Genomic DNA, 18,538 nt, shown 5'->3' on the forward strand with positions numbered 1-18,538 from the left:
AGGGAATCGATTCCACACTGTGAAGAAAATAAAATATAATTTATGTTAATTATAAAGTATCTCCCTCTATTATTCTATAATTTAATACTATTTTATTCTCTCCAAATCCTCCCATCTTCATTTTTTCATATAATATCTCAGCCCCTGCCTTTCCAGCTTTTTCGTTTTCGTAATCAATCGTTGTCAGTTTTGGCGATATATATTTTGATAACTCCGACGTACCGATACTAACAATACTTACCTCTTCTGGAATTCTAATGTTTTCTTCTTGTAAGTAACTCATGGCACCGATCCCAATACGATCTGTCGCAGCAAAAACAGCGTCTGGTAAGTCTTCATTATTTTCAATTAAGTTTTTCATACACTCATACCCTGACTCCAGATTAAAATTACCGATTTCTATCCAGTTTTCACTTAAAGGAATATGATTTTCCTTTAAAGCATCGATATATCCTTCTTTTCTTGAGACACCTACCGCCTGGTCAGTTTCATGTACGCCAATATAAGCAATTTTCTCCTTCCCTTTGTTGAGAAGCAATTGCGTTAGATATTTTGCAGCATGATAATCATCATAATAGACAGAAGATATTCCGGGCATATTTTGTCCGATTACAACGAAAGGAAGTTTTAATTTTTCTATTTCCTTTATTAGTTCTTGCTGAACATTCGTTGCAACTAAAATGATTCCATCTACCTGTCGATTGGCTAATAATTTTAAGTACTCAATTTCTTTTTCAATTTGCAAATTGGTGATGGCTAATAAAATTTGATACCCATGTTCACTTAATACCTCATCAATGCCACTTACGACTTTACTTGAAGTGTCAGTACTAATTCTTGGTAAAATAACGCCTACAACTTTTGTTTCCTTTGTTCGAAGTGACTTCGCTTGCTGGCTGGGAACATATCCTGTTTCTTTTATTACCTTCATGACACGCTCCCTAGCCTCTTCACTTACGTAGCCATTATTATTTAATACGCGGGATACAGTAGTCCGAGAAACATTTGCCATCTTAGCGATATCTAAAATTGTAATCATAATATACTACCCCACATTGTTAATTCCATCATAATTAATATCAAATTATATATTATCATAAAAAACATAGGCTACCCTATTATACGTTAAATCTTTATCGCCCCTCCATCTACTCGTTTGAAACCACGTAATTTACTTATTTCTTCAACTAGCTTTAATGCAGCTTTATCTTTTGCTTTTGCTTCTATCATAATATCAGCTGATTTTCCGTATGTTTTTAATGCTTTTATAAAAGGCATCGCAAACTCCAGATCAACATATTCCGCATGTGCTCGAATCATTTGTTCTGACTTAGGAGAGGATAAGTGAAATTTAGGTGCTCTTCCTGTACGGCCCCATGTTGCATAGATTCTAGGTAGTAATTTCTCAAATTCCACATTTTCAAAATTTGCAATATGATGATGATAGTCAAAAACAAAGGGTACACCATGCTCTTCACAGATTTGTAGAGTTTCTTCTGCTGTATAAGTCTTGTCATCATTTTCAAGCGTCGTTTGCATTCGTATATCTTGATCAAGCTTAACAAAGTTTCTATTAAATCTATTTATAGCCTCTGCCTTATTGCCATACATCCCACCAACATGGATATTGATGGTTGATTCTTTGTGTAAATTCATTGCTTTTAACATTTCGTAATGATAGGTCATATCAATAATTGCATTGCTCGTAACATGATCATCTGGACTTGTAAACAATGTAAATTGATTAGGATGAAAGCTTACTCGCAAATGATATCTTCGTACCAATGCTCCAATTTCTTTAAAAAGATCTTCAAAAGGAGTTACAAAATCCCACATGACTTCCGGATGAGTTGCAAGTGGTACCAAAGAAGATGACATTCGATAGATTTCAATGCCATGTGCGATATTATAATGTAGGATTCTCATCGTATTTTTTAAATTTTGCTCTGTAAGGTGGTGTAGCTTCTTTGTTCTACTATCTTTATCTAGCTTCTTCCAGTTCGTAAACGTTAACGTTCTAGATGGAGAAGCTTCCCACAAAGAAAGTGCCGTTGAGACATAACCAAATCTGAGTATCATCATTCCACTCCAACTCATAATTATTGATGAAAATAGTGTTTGTTATTTAAAGAAATAATACCCTTATGTTACATTAACTATAAACTGGAATAACTCACCTGAATTCCCAAAAGGATATGTAACAGAGTTTGTTGAAATCGCCACCTGCCAATATTTTAACCAAATTTTTAAGGAGACCTCGGAACTCCTGCAGAATATACAGAATTCCGGACCACAATCAAACAACTAGACGAAGAGGAATACTGAGTTTTCGGAAGAATTCATATAGATGTAATATTGTAAATTAATTAAGGGGTGCCAATTACATGCAAACGCAGTTTTCCTATGCACAAGAAATGGATCAAAGCGATGTGCTAATAGAATACCGCAATGAATTTTACGTTTCGGAGAAAAAAATTTATTTTGACGGAAATTCATTGGGGCTTTTATCAAAACGTGCTGAACTTGCAACAGGGAAAATATTAGAAATGTGGAAGGAATATGCCATCGATGGTTGGACTGAGGGAGAACATCCATGGTTTTATTTATCCGAAAAGCTTGGTGAGATGTCGTCCAAACTAATAGGTGCAAAGCCAAAGGAAGTCGTTATAACAGGCTCAACTACAACAAATCTCCATCAACTCGTTGCTAGTTTTTATAAGCCGGAGGGAAATAAAACAAAAATACTTGCCGATGAATTAAACTTTCCTTCCGACATATATGCATTAAAAAGCCAGCTAAACTTGAGAGGCCTTGACCCCGACAAACATCTAGTTCAAGTGAAAAGCAAAAATGGAGACACATTGGAAACAGAAGATATTATCGCTTGCATGACCGATGAAATTGCCTTGATTGTTTTACCCGGGGTTCTTTATCGCAGCGGCCAAATTCTAGATATGAAGACATTGACAGAAGAGGCCCGAAAACGAAATATTATTATTGGCTTTGATCTATGCCACTCTATAGGAGCTATTCCGCACCAATTGTCAGAATGGGGTGTTGACTTTGCTTTCTGGTGCACGTACAAACATTTAAATGGAGGACCTGGAAGTGTTGGTGGTCTTTATGTGAATGAAAAACATTTTGGCCATGAACCTGGACTTGCTGGCTGGTTCAGCTCGGCAAAAGATAAACAATTTGATATGGAGCATACGCTGATACCAGCTGAAAGTGCCGGTGCCTATCAAATCGGCACGCCGCATTTATTAAGTGCCGCTCCATTATTGGGTTCATTGGAAATGTTTGAGGAAGTAGGCATCGATAAAATTCGTGAAAAATCACTCCGTTTAACAGATTACCTGATGAAATTGATCGACGCTGAACTGGTGGAGTACGGCTTTACAATTGCAAACCCAAGGAACGACCTGTCACGAGGCGCACATATTTTTCTGAAACACCCCGAGGCAGCCCGTATTTGCAAAGCTTTAAAAGCTGAAGGAGTTGTGCCGGATTTTCGCAACCCAAACGGAATTCGTTTGGCGCCGGTAGCATTATATAATACATTTTCAGAAGTTTGGCAAGTCGTGCAAATATTGAAAACAATCATGGCAGAAGGACGTTATAAAAAGTACGAAAACAAGCGAGGTGTAATTGCCTAATGACCAAATGGATTGATATTTCCCAACCGCTGACAAACGATATGGCGCATTGGCCGGGAGACACACCTTTTTATTTTTCGCTTACGTACACAAAGAAGCAAACCGGATCCGTTAATATCGGACAAATGACAACCAGTTTGCATACAGGAACACATATTGATGCACCATTTCACTATGACTCAAGGGGAAGAACAGTGGATCAACTCGATTTGGATCACTATATTGGCAAAGCGTTTGTTGCGGACGTAAGCCATACTGACAAAATAACTGCATCGGTATTACAGAAATTCAACTGGGACAATGTTACTCGAATTTTATTGCGGACAGCACTCCCAAATAATCCGAAATATTTTCCAGAAAAAATGCCCTTTCTGGATCCTGATATTGCTCCATTTTTGAAGGAAAAGAATGTAACTTTACTCGGTGTTGACATGCCTTCTGTTGATCCGCCTGACAGTAAAACGTTAGACACCCATCACGCACTTTACGAACATGAAATTCATATTTTGGAAAATCTTATGCTTGATCATGTCAAGGAAGGCTACTATGAGCTAATTGCCTTGCCGCTCTCAATTACAGGGGCTGATGGGAGTCCGGTGCGTGCTGTTTTACGGCCAATTTCGGAAGGAGAGATTTAAAAATGCGTGAACATGATCCGAATGATACATTCAAAACGGAAAAAAACATCCATACCAATTTTAAAGAAAAAATGACGTACGGTGATTATTTACAGCTTGATACATTATTATCCAGTCAAAAGCGATTATCCGACCATCATGATGAAATGTTATTTATTATCATTCATCATGTAAGCGAATTATGGTTAAAGCTGATTATTCATGAAATCCAAGCTGCCATAGGGGCGATTGAGCGGAATGAATTACAAACTTCATTTAAAATGCTAGCCCGTGTTTCAAAAATTCAAACTCAAATTATCCAGGCATGGGATGTATTATCAACATTAACACCTACAGAGTACATGGAATTCCGCGACAAATTGGGAAATGCATCCGGCTTTCAATCCTATCAATATCGGTTGGTTGAATTTGTCCTTGGCTATAAAACGCCTTATATTCTAAAAATCTATCAAAAGGATTCGGAGCTTTTTGAGATTTTGGATAAAGCATACCATAGTCCAGGGCTTTACGATGTTACGATTCAGGCATTGTCCCGTGCAGGATTTCCAATTAACCCAGCAGTTCTGCATCGCGATTTTTCAAAAACATATAAAAAGGATGCCACTGTCGAACAGGCCTGGCTAGCAATCTATCGAAATGTCGACAAGTACTGGGATTTGTACCAACTAGCGGAAAAACTAGTTGATATCGAAGATTGGTTCCAACAATGGCGCTTCCGTCATATGAAAACGGTTGAAAGAATTATCGGACATAAGACAGGAACCGGAGGCTCATCGGGTGTTGGTTATTTAAAGAAAGTTCTTGATCATTATTTCTTCCCGGAATTGTGGGAGATTCGGACAAAGATTTAAATGATTAGGATAAACGGATTTGGGATTGATGAAAATTGGGTCCAAGGGAATGTTGAAACCACTGAAAACAGAACTTTTTTCAACTCAAATAGTATTGTCATCTTTAAGCTCAAAAAATGACAATAAAATATGAATCCGTGAAATTTTTAGATGGTAGTATTGCTACTATCCTTTTTAACATTACCGTAAATGCGGTTAACTAGTTATTATTACCCTTTTGATCTATTTACTTTTGGCATTCAACACTAGATTTATGAATTGGTGAGCTGAGCTACCTTTTTCAGCTGTTTTCCCAAAAACAAAAAAACACAAACATTGATGTATCCACAGTTTGTGATTGTTTAATCGTTTCTTAATTTAACTCGTTTTTACATAAAGATACTGATGATCGTTCAATTATCGGGCAAATTGTTCTTGAGATACCCCTTCTGCTTCAAGCAGGAATTTAATATTATGAAATTAAGCCATGTTGATCATCCTTTTCCTCTCTTAAATTGAATACAAAAAAGACAGGAGGTAACCTGTCTCACCTTTTCGATGCTCTTAGTTTAAACTAAATCACCCAATATTTTCCTCAGCTTATCCAACTCTTCTATTGTTAATGTAACTCCCTTACCCATTTTCTCGTGATTTGGAGCCCAATCTCTTATGTCATACTTCGGTTCACGACCATTCCAACTAATAAGGTTAAGCTCTTTTGTCCATCCTTTTGGTGATTCCGAAAGGACAGCTATGTGCTCGGTAATTTCATATTTAAGGTCTGCCATGAAAAAATCCTCCTTGATAATACTTATTCATTTTCCTAAGACGTTCTTAATAGAGAGTTCCCTTCCATATTACCTTCAAATCCTCCAAGAGGAAAGCAATACCAATGACTACTACAGAGACTGAAATAGATATAAATATCTCTTTTGATAGCATCATCGACTACCTAATTGAAAAAACCATAAGCTTGTACAAACCAACGACAAAGAAAACACAAGGCCATATTCGTGCCAGGAGGCAGGAAGGATTTCGTATACCTGACTTTCAAAAAGTAATCGACATTAAATCAGCGGAATGGCTGCAGGATGACCATATGAAAAAATATTTACTCTCTGAGACATTATTTGAAATAAGTTTGAATGGTATTTAAACCAACAACCGGTGAAAAATGAAGGCGTGAGGAGGATTTTGATTTAGATGATGAAGCGTGAAACTTTTACTCTTCTAGCTTTAATTGCTTTGTATTGTGACAGTTTGTGGTGAACCAGAAAAAAATCGATGTCTGGAATCAAGCATTTGAGAATGAGGACTATGATTGTACTGGTAAAAAATCTACACATCCATGTTAAAGAATCACCCAACTCACCAAAAAATCGCTCAATTAACGAGAAAACTAGCAACAATTGATCGCATAATTCCTAGTTTTGAAGAGATAAGCCCGTACCTATTCTGATTGAAAAAAAACTGCACAAGATAATGTCATGCAAGAGGAATTACGAAAAATGAGGATCATGTTGGTGCTGGAGAATGATGTATGAAGATATATAGCCTGGCAGCAGAGGGATTACTGATTGCATCATTATTTTTAGGACATGCTCCTCAAGACATTTGTAAACGAAAAACTAGTGATAACCCGCCACTAAGACTTCAGCAAAATGAGAAATAAAGAATCATCTTATTTCAATGTTGCGAATTAACCCAGCAGTGAAAACATCTGAGTGACTCTCACCTATACATTATTTTGATTTAAAAAATAGCACTGTGTTCAGCATTTATAAATATATCCACGTTGGCCAAAATGGAACCCTGTGTATCCAAAAGCTATCATGATAAGATCTTTTGGGGACCCGGTAGGCTCACTACGCAAAGTATTCCTCCGGGATTTTGTTTCCCCCTCAACTCACCAACGGCATTACAATCTCGACCAAGGTTCCTTCCTTCACTTTACTATGATAAGTTATGGTGCCATGATGTTGTTTAATAATTTTATGACAAATCATTAGGCCCAGTCCTGTTCCTTTTTCTTTCAGAGTATAAAAAGGCTCACCTAAACGTGGGAGTATATCTTCCGGAATTCCACAACCCTCATCCCGAACAGAAATTATACACTTACCTTCTGCACCTTTTCGCAGGTTCAAATGAATCTCTCCACCTTCACGCATAGCCTCCATGGCGTTCTTTAATATATTAATAAAGACCTGCTTTATTTGATTTTGCTCACATGTAATAAAAAAAGATGATCCTTCATAACTCAATTTAAATTGAATATTGTTCATATTAGCTTGAGGCAAAAGTAGCTCGAGCGTGTTCTCAATCAAGTCTTTTAAATTCGTACGGTTCATTTGGATGACTTGAGGTTTTCCCAAGGAAAGAAGTTCGCTAGTAATTCTTTCAATACGTCCCAATTCGCTTAGGAGCAAGTCCGTATATTCAATAGCCTCATTGCTTTTATAAATTTGAACAAAACCTTTTATGGTTGTAAGTGGATTTCGGATTTCATGCGCTATACCCGCAGCTAATTCTCCTACGATTGATAATTTTTCAGATTGTAATAGCTGCTCTTCCGCTTTTTTGCGTTCAGAGATATCTCGGCTGATAATAACAATATGTTCTATGAGTGATTTCTCTCCCAAAACAGGCATACAGCGAGATTCAAATTCAATCCAAAACCCTAGTTTATGCTTTAAACGGAACTCTATCGTCTGAGGATCTGTATTTTCAAACAATATCTTAATCGTATTTCTAAATATATCAACATCATCGGGATGAACTAATTTAAAAAGTTCCATATTTTCCAATTCAGAGTTTTGGTAACCTAAAACGTGCACATGGGAAGGAGAATAGTAACTAACGTTATGCTCTTTACCGACAACCAATATGAGGTCAGATGTGTTCTCAGCTATTAGTCGGTATTTATATTCACTTTTTTCCAAAGCCTTCTTCATACTTATCTTTTCAGTAATGATTCTATACAGATTCTCATTTGACTCAATCAATAACCCCCCAATAATCACTCCAATCATCACAAATACTATATATTGAAGATGAAAGATCGGGCGATCCGGAAATACATTAAAAATAATTGGAACAGTAGTAACATAGATTACTACGTATGCTCCAAATAGAATGATGCATCTTTTTACAGGTGTGAAACGGAATATAAATAATTGCAATAATGAGAAAACAATCATGATAATGAGCCACCCCACAATAGCAGGAAGCCAATGAACACTGACCGATAGTCTGGCAATTAACGCGAATCCTCCAGTAATTATGCCCGCCAAAGGTCCAAGATAAGCAAAAACAAGAATGATTGCAGAGTACCGAATGTCATAAGAGTAGCCTTCTTGCTGGAAGGATAATGCAACAAGGATTGTGGATACAATTCCCGCATATATTCCAACCCAAATACGAAACTTCTTAAGTGGATAGTGATTAATTAACGAACGGATGACTAAAGGAGTACTGACCAATAGTGAAAAAATTGAGAGATTAATAATATAGTCTAAAAGAATCAACTGAGTCCCGCCCATTTCTAATCGTATGTTAAACTTCCATTACTAAAGGTGGAAATGTAACCCATTTTTTTTATCATACACTATATGACAAAATTATCCAACGTAAATTTTAATATGCGTTTAAAAGCCAAAAAGATCCCCTGTTACCAGTGGATAATTTTTCGGGAAGTGGAAATAACATCTTCACTTATTGAAGAAGCACAATGATTAGTTTAACAGGTACTACTATTAAAATTGTAGATATCCACTGACCAGCTTATTTTCACACTTTAACTTTATAATTTAGTGTAAGTTCATCTCCTGTCACTTCCCTAATAAAAAAATGCACTAAAATAATTCTGAAGTGTACTGGAATTGTGTCTGTGCTTGGAACATGTAAAGTGCCAGTCCTCCACTACTTTAAATCTTTATAGTAGAAGAAGACTGGCACTAGATTCCCGAAGGATTTGTTATGTGATTATAATTCCAATTTTTTTGATTATGGTTGTACATCATCCTGCATAGCTTGAAGGTTTATAAGTGATCTCTCCAAATGCCCTACAGAATCTTCTACACGCAAATGAGCGTCAAATAAAGGCTCACTAGAATTACCGTTTCCTTTCATTTCTTTTCCCTGGGCCTGTAAAATCCGCTCCTGTAGTTCATGTAATTGTTGTTTTACCTCTTGAACAGCTTCAATATCCGCACCATTTCTAGCAGCAATTGCTTCTTGTTCAAGTTTACGGGATAGTTCGATAAGTTCCCAGTTCTCTCTCGCATTCGCCATACAGCATTCCTCCCAAAATATTCTCAACCATATCTTTAGCTAATTTTAATTTTTGTAGACTCTTTTCTTAACTAAAATTGATTGTAAAATAAAGGAATTTATATCGACTACCTACTCCCTAAATTTCATGTTTACATTCCAGAAAAATAGGGGGAGGTTACCTCTTTTTGTATAGAACTAAATGCTATCATATGTAGAAAAGAAATAGGTTTAACAGTTAATTCACGTCCTTGTTTCTTTCTTCTATTCTCTCTCCAAGTTTAAATAAAAATCGATAAATTAACCGAAAAGCTTCCTCTAATGACATCTCCTCTTGGAACCCATTCACATAATTCAAGGCGAAATTCAAGTCCCATAAGCCATCGTTTTGATTAAACATCAATTCAAATCTTGCATCATCTCCTTGTAAATCTTTACGTAAGTTTTCTTTAATAGATATCTCAAACTTTTTCTGCTGCTTCAATCCTACCATGACGTCGTATGTTCCAAATACATCATTCACTTCCAAAGAAATTGCATCGACGCCGATAACTTCCAACCAGTTAGATTCTAAGTAGATAAATTCATTTTTATGTTTTTGCAGGTAGTCCAACGGTTGTTGTAAAAAAGCGAATGATTCTTTAGAAAGAGTTTCTTCTGTTTCTTTGTCACATCTTTCAATATACGCTTCTTGGAAACGTGTAGTAGGATCTTTTTCTATTAGTGTAACGTCGTTTGAGATTAAATCATGCTTCTCTATATACTCTTTTTCCTCTGTATATATCTCCAGCTTTTTCTCTTCAATCATTTGTGATGAAATGTATTGTTGCATTTGTTTATATAACATAGGTATCTCCTCCTATTATTATCAACTCTTTAGCGCGAACGTTTTCTACCTCTTGTCGTAGTGCCTGTATTGCCTTTCGGTCGGCTATTATTCGTTTTTCTACTAGAAGAAGGTGTTGCAGTTTTTTTACGACCTTCCGAGCGTTTACCAGATTGTTGCTTGCTGCCTACTCTCTCATAATCCTCACGATCAGGGATACTGACTCCTTTAATCACTTGTATTTCCAGTTTTTGATGAATCCCTTTTTCAATCATTCGTAGGAACTCTAAGTCCTTAGGAGCCACTAACGTAATGGCAACTCCAGCACCACCTGCACGGCCAGTTCGTCCAATCCGGTGAACATAGCTTTCCACATCATGTGGAATATCATAGTTGTAGACATGTGTCACCCCTTCTACATCAAGTCCCCTTGCAGCAACGTCTGTTGCAACTAAAAACTGAATTTTCGCATCACGAAAACGTTTCATCGCTTTTTCCCGTTTAGACTGCGATAAATCACCGTGCAATTCGTCTGAATTGTACCCGTTGGCAATTAGCGCTTCATGAAGTTTGCTGGCACGAATTTTTGTACGACAAAATATAATCGCTAAGAATGGCCGATGTTCATCGATTAAGTGGAATAATGTTGCTTGTTTTCTGCGATCAGTTGTTTCAATCACAACTTGTTTAACTTCTTCCACCGTTACTTTTTTTGCTTTCACTTCAATGAATTCTGGTTCCACCAAATATTTTTTGACAAGAGTTGTAATTTCATTTGGCATTGTCGCAGAGAATAGCATTGTTTGTGGGGAAGAAAGTGATTCTTGTATAATCTCATCTACCTCTGGGAGAAAACCCATCAGTAACATTTGGTCCGCTTCATCTAATACAAACATTTGAACAGTTGAAAGATCAATCGTTCCACGGCGAATATGATCTAATAAGCGACCAGGAGTTGCCACGACAATATGCTGTGCACCTTTCAACTTTTTCAATTGATGCTCCACATCTTGACCACCGTACACAGCTAACACATTGATGCCTTCTACATTCTCCATGATTCTCTTAATTTCTTTTGATATTTGCTGAGCCAATTCTCTTGTAGGAGTTAAAATAAGCGCTTGAACATCCGAATTGTGCACATCTATCTTTTCAATAATGGGAAGAACAAAAGCCAACGTCTTTCCTGTTCCCGTTTGTGCTTTTGCAATAACATCCTTCCCCTCCAGTACGGATGGAATCGTCCTTTCTTGGATGGGAGTTGGAGCTTCTATTCCTAATGACTTTAATGTATAGTTAATTTCTTTTCGAATACCAAGTTGTAAGAAGTCAGTCAAGGCTAATCACGTCTCTTTTCTTATATGAATGCCGTTATATTTGTATAAAGGCTTATTTACTATAGCATATTGGTTAGTATTTACAGAGTGATTCGCAATATTAATTTTGTATTTCAATGGATGTGGTTCTTTTTTGAAAAAAAGGGGCCTGACCCCAGATCCGGTAATGATTTAAGCTATATCAAACTTGTGGTCAGGCGCGGTGATCCTGTCCATCCAAGTCTAATAAAAACCCAGTTAGAAGAAACTACATTGAAAAGAGAGCCTGATTTAAGAAAGACACTAGAGGACAATTTCCCAATTCCACCGTATGCAGCAGAGCCTAGAGATCTTCCTATATGGTATTGTTCTTAACATCTGATGAGTCTAGTTATGCTACAGGAAGTGAATTTGTTGTGGATGGAGGATTTACTTCTAAATAATGGATAATGATCTACTAATTTTGTTAAAAAGATACTAACTAAAGCGTATAAAGTGGAGTTTAAGAAATTTAATAGAATAAAAGAAAAGATGATTTTACCTTCGTCAAGGTGCTTTATTCTATGTGGAATGAATTTCAATAATTAAACAAAACGTGTAGACTGTCCAACATTACGGAATAAATCTATTAAAGCTCAAAATAAAAATACTGTCTAAAAATATATTAATAATGTTAGACAATATCCGCTAAGCCCCCTTATACTATATAATTTCGTCATTACTCATCATTTAAATCATCTACATAAACAACAGCGCTAAATATATCTCCACTTACATCATCTTTCACAGACACCGTTACCTTCGACTCCTACACTTTTGACACGGCAAAAACTTAGAATATTAGGATCAGTCTCCCGTCACGGTAATTGTAACATTACACCAAAATCACAATACCTTTTCTTTAATTAACGAAGCCGAATCCTAATCCCCAAATAAAGGGTAAAATTATGATGACTTCTTAGATAGTTGCTGGTATTTCATTGGTGAATTTTTCACTTTCTAATACATTCTTAATGGCTTGTGCTTTTACTAAGAATGGAACCGGAGATACAATAAATCGGCATTGTAAGATTTGGTTAACAGACATCGTAATAGCTTGTGGAGGTACTACATCAATCGATGAAAACCAGCTTTCGCCTACTTGTTGTTCTTTACAAGCCTGATCGAGGTTAACGATAATAAATGGCTCTATTGTTTGAAAGTCTGCTGGCGTATCATTAAAAGCAATTTGGCAGTTTTCCCCAATACCGATAATGCCTAAATCAATGGATTCTTTACTAATTTCTTCATTTAAATTGTTTGATCATCTCGTCAACATTGCCTTCGCAATCTATAAAGTGAGCCTTTTTTAATGGAAGTTTACTAGTAAAGCGTTCCTTTAATTAATTTCGAAAGCTTGCAGGGTGATTCTCAGGCAAATGTATATATTCATCTAAATGAAACATTTCAACCTTTTCCCAATCAATAAGATGGCTAATCAAAAAAACGCATCCAAAATAGGTTGCGTTTAATTACTAAAATAAATCGGTATCTTCCTCTATATCAGCCGCTGATTGGAGAGTACCCAACTCTTTTTCAAGTTCTGTATCTTTTAAATGATACTTTTCTAGATACACTCTCCTGCTTTCTAACATGTTTAGATACTCATAATATTCCATTTCATCTAGATCAAAACCATGTTTAAAATATTGTCTATAATATGTTTTTATATCAAAAGCAAAACTAGTATGGAAATCAATTTGTACCATATTATTTAGCTCTTGGAACAATTTATTTTTATTATAGGCATCTACTAAGTCGGGGTAGTGCTTGTAATCTTTCATAATTAGGATATTTATATAATTAATTACTTTCTTTTTATAGCCATTTTCAATAGAATTAATAAATGAAACATAACCTAAAATTATATTGTTATTAGAATAATCACCTGTAACAATTGACTTATGTATCATTGCCCTAACTTTTTTCTTTAATTCCTTGTCAGCTTTCGTTTTTTGATGATCAATAGTTATTCCTGTTAATTTCTTATGGGATATGGGTGACAGAAACCTAGTTTTTGATCGATTTACCTCGAAACCCTCATCTACAATTATCCCCTCTAAAACTTTATACATTTTCTTTAGTGTATCCTTATTATCGCATGAAAAGGTTAAATCATCAGCGTATCTTGAGTATACAATGTCTCTTTTTTCACACAATCCCTTAATTCTTCGGTCCAAGTTGTAACATATTATATTAGATATATATGGTGAGGTGACAGCACCTTGTGGTAGTGAATTATCAAGCGTACAAAGATTTGATAGAACGTTTGATATAAAATTATTATACCCTAAGTTTTTGAATAGATAAAATACCTTTTCTCTTGAAATAGATGGAAAGAAATCTTTAATGTCTATACCAAGTATGTATAAGCTATAAAGATGGTAGGTAGCATTTTGTTTTATACCGTTAACACCTTTCTTAAAAGCAAGGGCTTCATCAGTAACATTAATTTTATAGAATACCTCTTCTAAAATCCATCTTTGAACTAACTTTAAAGAGTACGAAGGACTACTAATTTCCCTAAATGTATTGTTTTTTTTAGGTATCTGAAATTGCTTATAATATTTATTCGTTTGTTGAGATAATAAATATAACATTCTTTTGCTAATACCAACTTGATTTGATAAAGTATCTAAACTATCAATCACGGGTAGCTCTAACGAGTTTAAAATAAATGTATTTGTAAAATCCCTTTTCATATTAGTATCGCTCCCCTTACCAAAAGTAATTTATTGAAATTATGGGGTGAATTTCACTTATCGTGAGATTTAACACATAATATCAAGAATAATGAATGTCATTTAACCATAGGATGACGAACCGTCTCCCATTACCGTGTCTTATAGAGTTTGAGTAGTGCACCCTCTATAAAACTTGCAATAAAATCTAAGGGAAGCGAACTAATAATAAACTTCTTTGATTATATCAAACCTAATCTTATCGTACAACTTAGTTTTATTCGCTAACTTTACATTTTTCAGTAAATCATTTATGTATTTATATCCCTTTTCTGATAAAGAATAATTAATTTCTCCCTGTGCCATATGTCTAATTAAGAATTTATCTTTATATAATAATCTCAGAGATGCTTTATATGTAGCATTAAAATCGTCTATTCCATGATCATTCCTTGCCAACAGAAATTTTATTATTGTAACAACATTTTTAGAATCTATTTTCTTAAAGAAGTATAGCAATAATGGGATAAAATAATACATTCCAATTATCGTATTCAATGCTTTATTATTAGATGATCTGTTATCAATAATTTTTTTTCTTTTACTTTGATTTAAATTAAATATCTCATTTAAATCGTTTTCAAGTTTTCCAATATCAGATTCGTTATAAAATACTACGTTATTTTTATTTATTTTTTGTAGTATTTTAATAGGTCCTAACATAATAAAGCTTTTATCCCTTTTTCTTTTTTCGTCAATAACTGCCACAACTTTATTTACTGTTTTATCATTGTTTGTAAATGCTCCTAGTTCAACTAATGAACCAGCACTTTCACAAACGATACAAATAATATCACTATTATCAGCTAGGAATCTCTCCAGACTTAACAGGTCATAATTTTTATCTTTGTTTAACATCTCAATAAACATGTCTTCGGGATACAGTATTCTTATATTTGAATACTTTTTCATCTCGTCTCTTACCTGGTCCCTAATTGATTTTTTATCTGAGTTGCTTACTCCTCCACAGAGAAATACATCAATATAGTTTTGATTAATATTATAAAAAATTTCGTCATATATTTGGTTAATTATTTGCTCAGTAAAATTATCAATCTTAAATGCCATCTTATTCTCCTTACCCCTATATTATATACAAATTATACCAATATTTTATGACATTACAATTCTTTAGGCTAACTATATTATAGCTAGTTTTATATAAATATTATCTTTATACACTTTTGTGCTTTTTCGTATAACTTCTTCGCTTTCTCCAGTCTTTCATTTAGCAGCCCGATTAGTACGTCCTCTATATACTTTATTACTGAAGACATCTATTGCTTTTTCAAGAACTTCAATCTCTCTCTTAAAATCTTTTTCCTTTCTGTAAATGATTGTAAGTCTATCATATGGGTGGTTGCCTTCAAACTCTTCCTCTAAGTTTTGAAGATAAAGTTCCTTAGCTTCTTCGAATTTACCTTCTTTTTCGAGTTCCTTACCTTGGAGATTACGTTCAAATTGTTTATTAAATTAGGTTCAATATGCACAGCGTCAAAACCATGAACTGTATGCCCTAATGAATCTTTCAAATAGATTTTGGAAAGAAAAGGAATTGTTAACTCTCCAAACTCACCACGTTTTAAATATTTATCCTCTATATCATCATCTATACAACCGCCATTTAGATAAATGTCTCCTGTATCTACAAACCCTTTTATTTTATATATCGCTTTAGCAGCTTCTCCTATTTTAGTTACCATACTTGTATTTGGTGTACTAGTTCCCTCGTGGAAACCAAAAGCAAATTCGGGGATAACATCGATAAGTATATCAACCAATTCGTTTAATCTATATACACTGTCATTGTTGTCGTCAAGATCAAAACCAACAAAATATGTAGAAAGTTTTGCTTCGGATATATTATTTATAATTACATTTTCAGAACCAAAAACCGTCAATCTATAACACTCTCCTTTTAAATAAGAAAAGACGTATATTTAACCATCTACAAATAATTGCTAATTTCACATTTTATTTTTACACTATTTTACCAGTTATTCCGACACTTATTCCTATTAATAGACAATAATATACATAAAATAGGAGGGAGAATTTCTTATCTTATATAAAAAAGCAGTAGGAGATTCCCCCACTGCCTATTAATAGATCAAAATGCTACAATTTTATGTACAAAAATTTTTCATATTCTATTGAAGCTGCAATAATCTCGACCTTAGTTTTGGATCACTAGCATAAATATACAACCCATGTATTCCTCTCTTCATCAGAACATTAAGAGAATTTAATATGATTTTTTCCTTTACATTATCGCTATTTTGAAATTCATCTTTACCTCTAAACGCTTCCGTGTCCTTATAATTATCTGTTATAATTTTCATCTCATCTGTGCGTTCATCATACGAGATTGATGGACCTAAAATTACACCAACATAATTCAAATCGAAACCTTGTATTGTATAAATAGATCCAACTTCCCTTACTGTATCTGCATTCTCAGCCCATGTAACATTTCCATAATCTCCATTCCAAGGAAGTTTGAAATCATCTTCTTCGACGTAATATTCTTTATTGTCTTTCTTATGTATGTAATCAAATGTAGATACAATTCTAGCTAACCCATATTTATTATTCTGTTCTTTTATAACTTCGTACATTGCAGCTGCTGACTCAAAAATTCTAAAATCATATTTAGGGTCTTTTGGTATTTTATTAAACTTCTTTTCAATAAACTGATCAATCCAATTAACCATTTCATTATTAGCTTGCATTCGGAATTGGTTAGTTAGCCTATAAGTAGGCTCAGTATTGTAATTACCTATAATAGTATGAAGCCTTTCCTCATCCCAGTAGCTCTTCATCTTTAAAACTTGCTTATCATCATATACTGCAATAACAATCTTGCTATGCTTAATAATCTCTTGTAACTGGTTTTCCTCAACAAAATTATTATAGGGATCAGGTTTTGTTAGTAATAAATGAGCTTCATCAACTAATACAATATCAGCCTTCTTCATCAGTTTTTTTCTCTGATTAATAAAGGAAGTTGGTTTTTCAAAATTTTTTTTTGTGAGTGCTTTGACATTACCGGCTATTTTCTTGTATGTTTTTAACATCTCTGTATGATTTACTAGTAAATAATTATTGGTTTTATACAAAGGCGATGATTTTTCCTTTGATAGCTCTTGGATTTTGTTAATAACAGAACTTAAAACAACACTCTTTCCTACTCCCGCTTCTCCTTTTATTAAGAAGACAAAAGGCTCATCATCATTAATGTGTTGCTTACAAACCTCAATAATCTTTTGCTGAAGTTCCAACTGTTCGATGGATAATTCCTTGAATGGTGAAAGCTTGAATATATCTTTATTTTCAATCGTATGTCTAGAATTATCTACAATATCTCTATTTAAAAGCTCGTCCCATATTTCTTCAAACAATTCCTCATTAAAGAATTTTTTTTCATAATAATTGTGCATGACACTATTAACGGTTTGACTCTTGTTTTGTAATTTGTATCGTTCATCTGCGAGAAAATAATTGATCAACTTGGTTTCGATATTATATGTTGCCGATCTATTAAATTTTTCATGAATTATCAGGGACATTTTCTTTAATGATTTTCTTTCAGTATTATTTAAGTGGTCCCTCATACGATTTCTTATTGCCACAGTTTCACCAATATAGACCGTGGTATCATTATTCAGGAAGTAAACTACAGGATAATCAGTATAATATCCATAAATACTGTCTATTGATGATTTCTCAAAAGGCATTGTTTTAATATCCACTTTACTCATTTTGTATTTTCCTACCTCACGATTGCTGAAATATTAAGGATGACCTATTATTTACTTCTTTCCGCTGGATATTTCAAAGCATTCTTTTCCATTTTCTTAAATGCTTCCTCTACCAAATTTACATTCATTTTTTCGGCTAGCTGTAAAAGATATATAAATACATCTGCCATTTCTTCTTTAATATTTTGTTTAGAATCAGCAACAGCTTCTTCACTATTTTTCCACTGAAAATTTTCTAATAGTTCATTGGCTTCGAGAGATATGGAAATAGCTAAATCTTTTTCATTATGATAAGAGGCCCATCCCCTCTCATCTCTAAACTCAATGATTTCTTGCATTAAATCTTTCATTTATAGCCCACCCAGTTCGAATTCTATTTTTGTAAATATATTCTATTTTATCACTTATTTTATTGTAATTGTAAGTTGTAGGTTCATAGTTTTAAAAAGCGATAGTTTAAAA

General features: G+C 34.3%; 18 protein-coding genes. 6 read left to right on the top strand and 12 right to left on the bottom strand.

The features are described 5' to 3' along the window. Positions 1 to 49: 49 nt before the first annotated feature. Complete coding sequence (locus MT489_RS03400) at positions 50 to 1,039, bottom strand: LacI family DNA-binding transcriptional regulator (RefSeq protein ID WP_244680088.1); 990 nt, start codon at positions 1,037 to 1,039, stop codon at positions 50 to 52. An 86-nt stretch (positions 1,040 to 1,125) separates the two neighbouring features. Then, entirely contained in the window at positions 1,126 to 2,079 is a 954-nt protein-coding gene (gene uvsE / locus MT489_RS03405) for a UV DNA damage repair endonuclease UvsE (protein WP_244680089.1), read from the bottom strand. 305 nt (positions 2,080 to 2,384) lie between these two features. Here uvsE and kynU point away from each other — a divergent pair, with 305 nt between their 5' ends. Genes kynU through kynA form a run of 3 tightly spaced genes read left to right on the top strand, consistent with a single transcriptional unit; the run spans position 2,385 to position 5,145 of the window. Continuing rightward, positions 2,385 to 3,656 (top strand): kynureninase, encoded by a 1,272-nt coding sequence (kynU, locus tag MT489_RS03410; protein WP_244680090.1) that lies wholly within the window; start codon positions 2,385 to 2,387, stop codon positions 3,654 to 3,656. Beyond that, on the top strand, positions 3,656 to 4,294 hold the full coding sequence (kynB, locus tag MT489_RS03415; protein WP_244680091.1) for an arylformamidase: 639 nt from the start codon (positions 3,656 to 3,658) through the stop codon (positions 4,292 to 4,294). Before kynU ends, kynB begins: the two co-directional genes overlap by 1 nt. Before the next feature lie 2 nt (positions 4,295 to 4,296). After that, positions 4,297 to 5,145, top strand: coding sequence for a tryptophan 2,3-dioxygenase (gene kynA, locus MT489_RS03420; RefSeq protein WP_244680092.1), 849 nt, complete (start codon positions 4,297 to 4,299; stop codon positions 5,143 to 5,145). A gap of 548 nt (positions 5,146 to 5,693) precedes the next feature. Here kynA and MT489_RS03425 read toward each other — a convergent pair. Further along, positions 5,694 to 5,912 (bottom strand): YdbC family protein, encoded by a 219-nt coding sequence (locus MT489_RS03425; protein ID WP_244680093.1) that lies wholly within the window; start codon positions 5,910 to 5,912, stop codon positions 5,694 to 5,696. Between the two features lie 104 nt (positions 5,913 to 6,016). Between MT489_RS03425 and MT489_RS03430 the strand changes: the two genes are divergently transcribed. Both MT489_RS03430 and MT489_RS22110 read left to right on the top strand, forming a co-directional pair. Continuing rightward, the gene (locus tag MT489_RS03430; RefSeq protein WP_244680094.1) at positions 6,017 to 6,280 is read left to right on the top strand and encodes a conserved phage C-terminal domain-containing protein; all 264 of its coding nucleotides are present in this window, start codon (positions 6,017 to 6,019) and stop codon (positions 6,278 to 6,280) included. A 384-nt stretch (positions 6,281 to 6,664) separates the two neighbouring features. Beyond that, complete coding sequence (locus MT489_RS22110; RefSeq protein WP_280518471.1) at positions 6,665 to 6,796, top strand: hypothetical protein; 132 nt, start codon at positions 6,665 to 6,667, stop codon at positions 6,794 to 6,796. 229 nt (positions 6,797 to 7,025) lie between these two features. Here MT489_RS22110 and MT489_RS03435 read toward each other — a convergent pair whose 3' ends face one another. The 4 genes from MT489_RS03435 to MT489_RS03450 form a co-directional block, all read right to left on the bottom strand. Further along, complete coding sequence (locus tag MT489_RS03435; protein WP_244680095.1) at positions 7,026 to 8,648, bottom strand: ATP-binding protein; 1,623 nt, start codon at positions 8,646 to 8,648, stop codon at positions 7,026 to 7,028. A 478-nt stretch (positions 8,649 to 9,126) separates the two neighbouring features. Beyond that, complete coding sequence (locus tag MT489_RS03440; protein ID WP_244680096.1) at positions 9,127 to 9,414, bottom strand: hypothetical protein; 288 nt, start codon at positions 9,412 to 9,414, stop codon at positions 9,127 to 9,129. Between the two features lie 217 nt (positions 9,415 to 9,631). Continuing rightward, positions 9,632 to 10,240, bottom strand: coding sequence for a branched-chain amino acid aminotransferase (locus MT489_RS03445; protein WP_244680097.1), 609 nt, complete (start codon positions 10,238 to 10,240; stop codon positions 9,632 to 9,634). A 29-nt stretch (positions 10,241 to 10,269) separates the two neighbouring features. Continuing rightward, entirely contained in the window at positions 10,270 to 11,556 is a 1,287-nt protein-coding gene (locus MT489_RS03450) for a DEAD/DEAH box helicase (RefSeq protein ID WP_244680098.1), read from the bottom strand. Positions 11,557 to 11,894: 338 nt separating this feature from the next. On the opposite strand from MT489_RS03450, the gene MT489_RS03455 reads away from it, so the two are divergent. Further along, complete coding sequence (locus MT489_RS03455) at positions 11,895 to 11,978, top strand: SDR family oxidoreductase (RefSeq protein ID WP_244680624.1); 84 nt, start codon at positions 11,895 to 11,897, stop codon at positions 11,976 to 11,978. Between the two features lie 1,071 nt (positions 11,979 to 13,049). Here the strand turns inward: MT489_RS03455 and MT489_RS03460 are convergent. The 5 genes from MT489_RS03460 to MT489_RS03480 form a co-directional block, all read right to left on the bottom strand. Beyond that, positions 13,050 to 14,276 carry a retron St85 family RNA-directed DNA polymerase gene (locus tag MT489_RS03460; protein ID WP_244680099.1) on the bottom strand — a complete coding sequence of 409 codons (1,227 nt, stop codon included), beginning with the start codon at positions 14,274 to 14,276 and terminating at the stop codon, positions 13,050 to 13,052. Between the two features lie 201 nt (positions 14,277 to 14,477). After that, positions 14,478 to 15,383: a retron St85 family effector protein gene (locus tag MT489_RS03465; protein ID WP_244680100.1), complete on the bottom strand. Its 906-nt coding sequence runs from the start codon at positions 15,381 to 15,383 to the stop codon at positions 14,478 to 14,480. Positions 15,384 to 15,694: 311 nt separating this feature from the next. Next, the gene (locus MT489_RS03470; RefSeq protein WP_244680101.1) at positions 15,695 to 16,216 is read right to left on the bottom strand and encodes a Hachiman antiphage defense system protein HamA; all 522 of its coding nucleotides are present in this window, start codon (positions 16,214 to 16,216) and stop codon (positions 15,695 to 15,697) included. Between the two features lie 249 nt (positions 16,217 to 16,465). Further along, positions 16,466 to 18,076, bottom strand: a complete 1,611-nt coding sequence (locus MT489_RS03475; protein WP_244680102.1) for a DUF2075 domain-containing protein — start codon at positions 18,074 to 18,076, stop codon at positions 16,466 to 16,468. A 47-nt stretch (positions 18,077 to 18,123) separates the two neighbouring features. Continuing rightward, a complete protein-coding gene (locus MT489_RS03480; RefSeq protein ID WP_244680103.1) occupies positions 18,124 to 18,426 on the bottom strand; it encodes a nucleotide pyrophosphohydrolase in 303 nt (100 codons plus the stop codon). Between the last annotated feature and the right edge of the window lie 112 nt (positions 18,427 to 18,538).

Origin of the sequence: Lederbergia wuyishanensis (assembly GCF_022900255.1) — a bacterium.
Lineage (GTDB): Bacteria > Bacillota > Bacilli > Bacillales > Bacillaceae_C > Lederbergia > Lederbergia wuyishanensis.

Bases quoted from the DNA above. Each gene is read 5' to 3' on its own strand.
- MT489_RS03425 (WP_244680093.1), bottom strand. From the start codon at position 5,912: ATGGCAGACCTTAAATATGAAATTACCGAGCACATAGCTGTCCTTTCG.
- MT489_RS22110 (WP_280518471.1), top strand. From the start codon at position 6,665: ATGAAGATATATAGCCTGGCAGCAGAGGGATTACTGATTGCATCATTA.
- MT489_RS03445 (WP_244680097.1), bottom strand. From the start codon at position 10,240: ATGTTATATAAACAAATGCAACAATACATTTCATCACAAATGATTGAA.
- MT489_RS03430 (WP_244680094.1), top strand. From the start codon at position 6,017: ATGACTACTACAGAGACTGAAATAGATATAAATATCTCTTTTGATAGC.
- MT489_RS03465 (WP_244680100.1), bottom strand. From the start codon at position 15,383: ATGGCATTTAAGATTGATAATTTTACTGAGCAAATAATTAACCAAATA.
- MT489_RS03480 (WP_244680103.1), bottom strand. From the start codon at position 18,426: ATGAAAGATTTAATGCAAGAAATCATTGAGTTTAGAGATGAGAGGGGA.
- MT489_RS03460 (WP_244680099.1), bottom strand. From the start codon at position 14,276: ATGAAAAGGGATTTTACAAATACATTTATTTTAAACTCGTTAGAGCTA.
- kynB (WP_244680091.1), top strand. From the start codon at position 3,656: ATGACCAAATGGATTGATATTTCCCAACCGCTGACAAACGATATGGCG.
- MT489_RS03455 (WP_244680624.1), top strand. From the start codon at position 11,895: ATGGTATTGTTCTTAACATCTGATGAGTCTAGTTATGCTACAGGAAGT.
- MT489_RS03475 (WP_244680102.1), bottom strand. From the start codon at position 18,076: ATGAGTAAAGTGGATATTAAAACAATGCCTTTTGAGAAATCATCAATA.
- kynA (WP_244680092.1), top strand. From the start codon at position 4,297: ATGCGTGAACATGATCCGAATGATACATTCAAAACGGAAAAAAACATC.
- uvsE (WP_244680089.1), bottom strand. From the start codon at position 2,079: ATGATACTCAGATTTGGTTATGTCTCAACGGCACTTTCTTTGTGGGAA.
- MT489_RS03400 (WP_244680088.1), bottom strand. From the start codon at position 1,039: ATGATTACAATTTTAGATATCGCTAAGATGGCAAATGTTTCTCGGACT.
- MT489_RS03440 (WP_244680096.1), bottom strand. From the start codon at position 9,414: ATGGCGAATGCGAGAGAGAACTGGGAACTTATCGAACTATCCCGTAAA.
- kynU (WP_244680090.1), top strand. From the start codon at position 2,385: ATGCAAACGCAGTTTTCCTATGCACAAGAAATGGATCAAAGCGATGTG.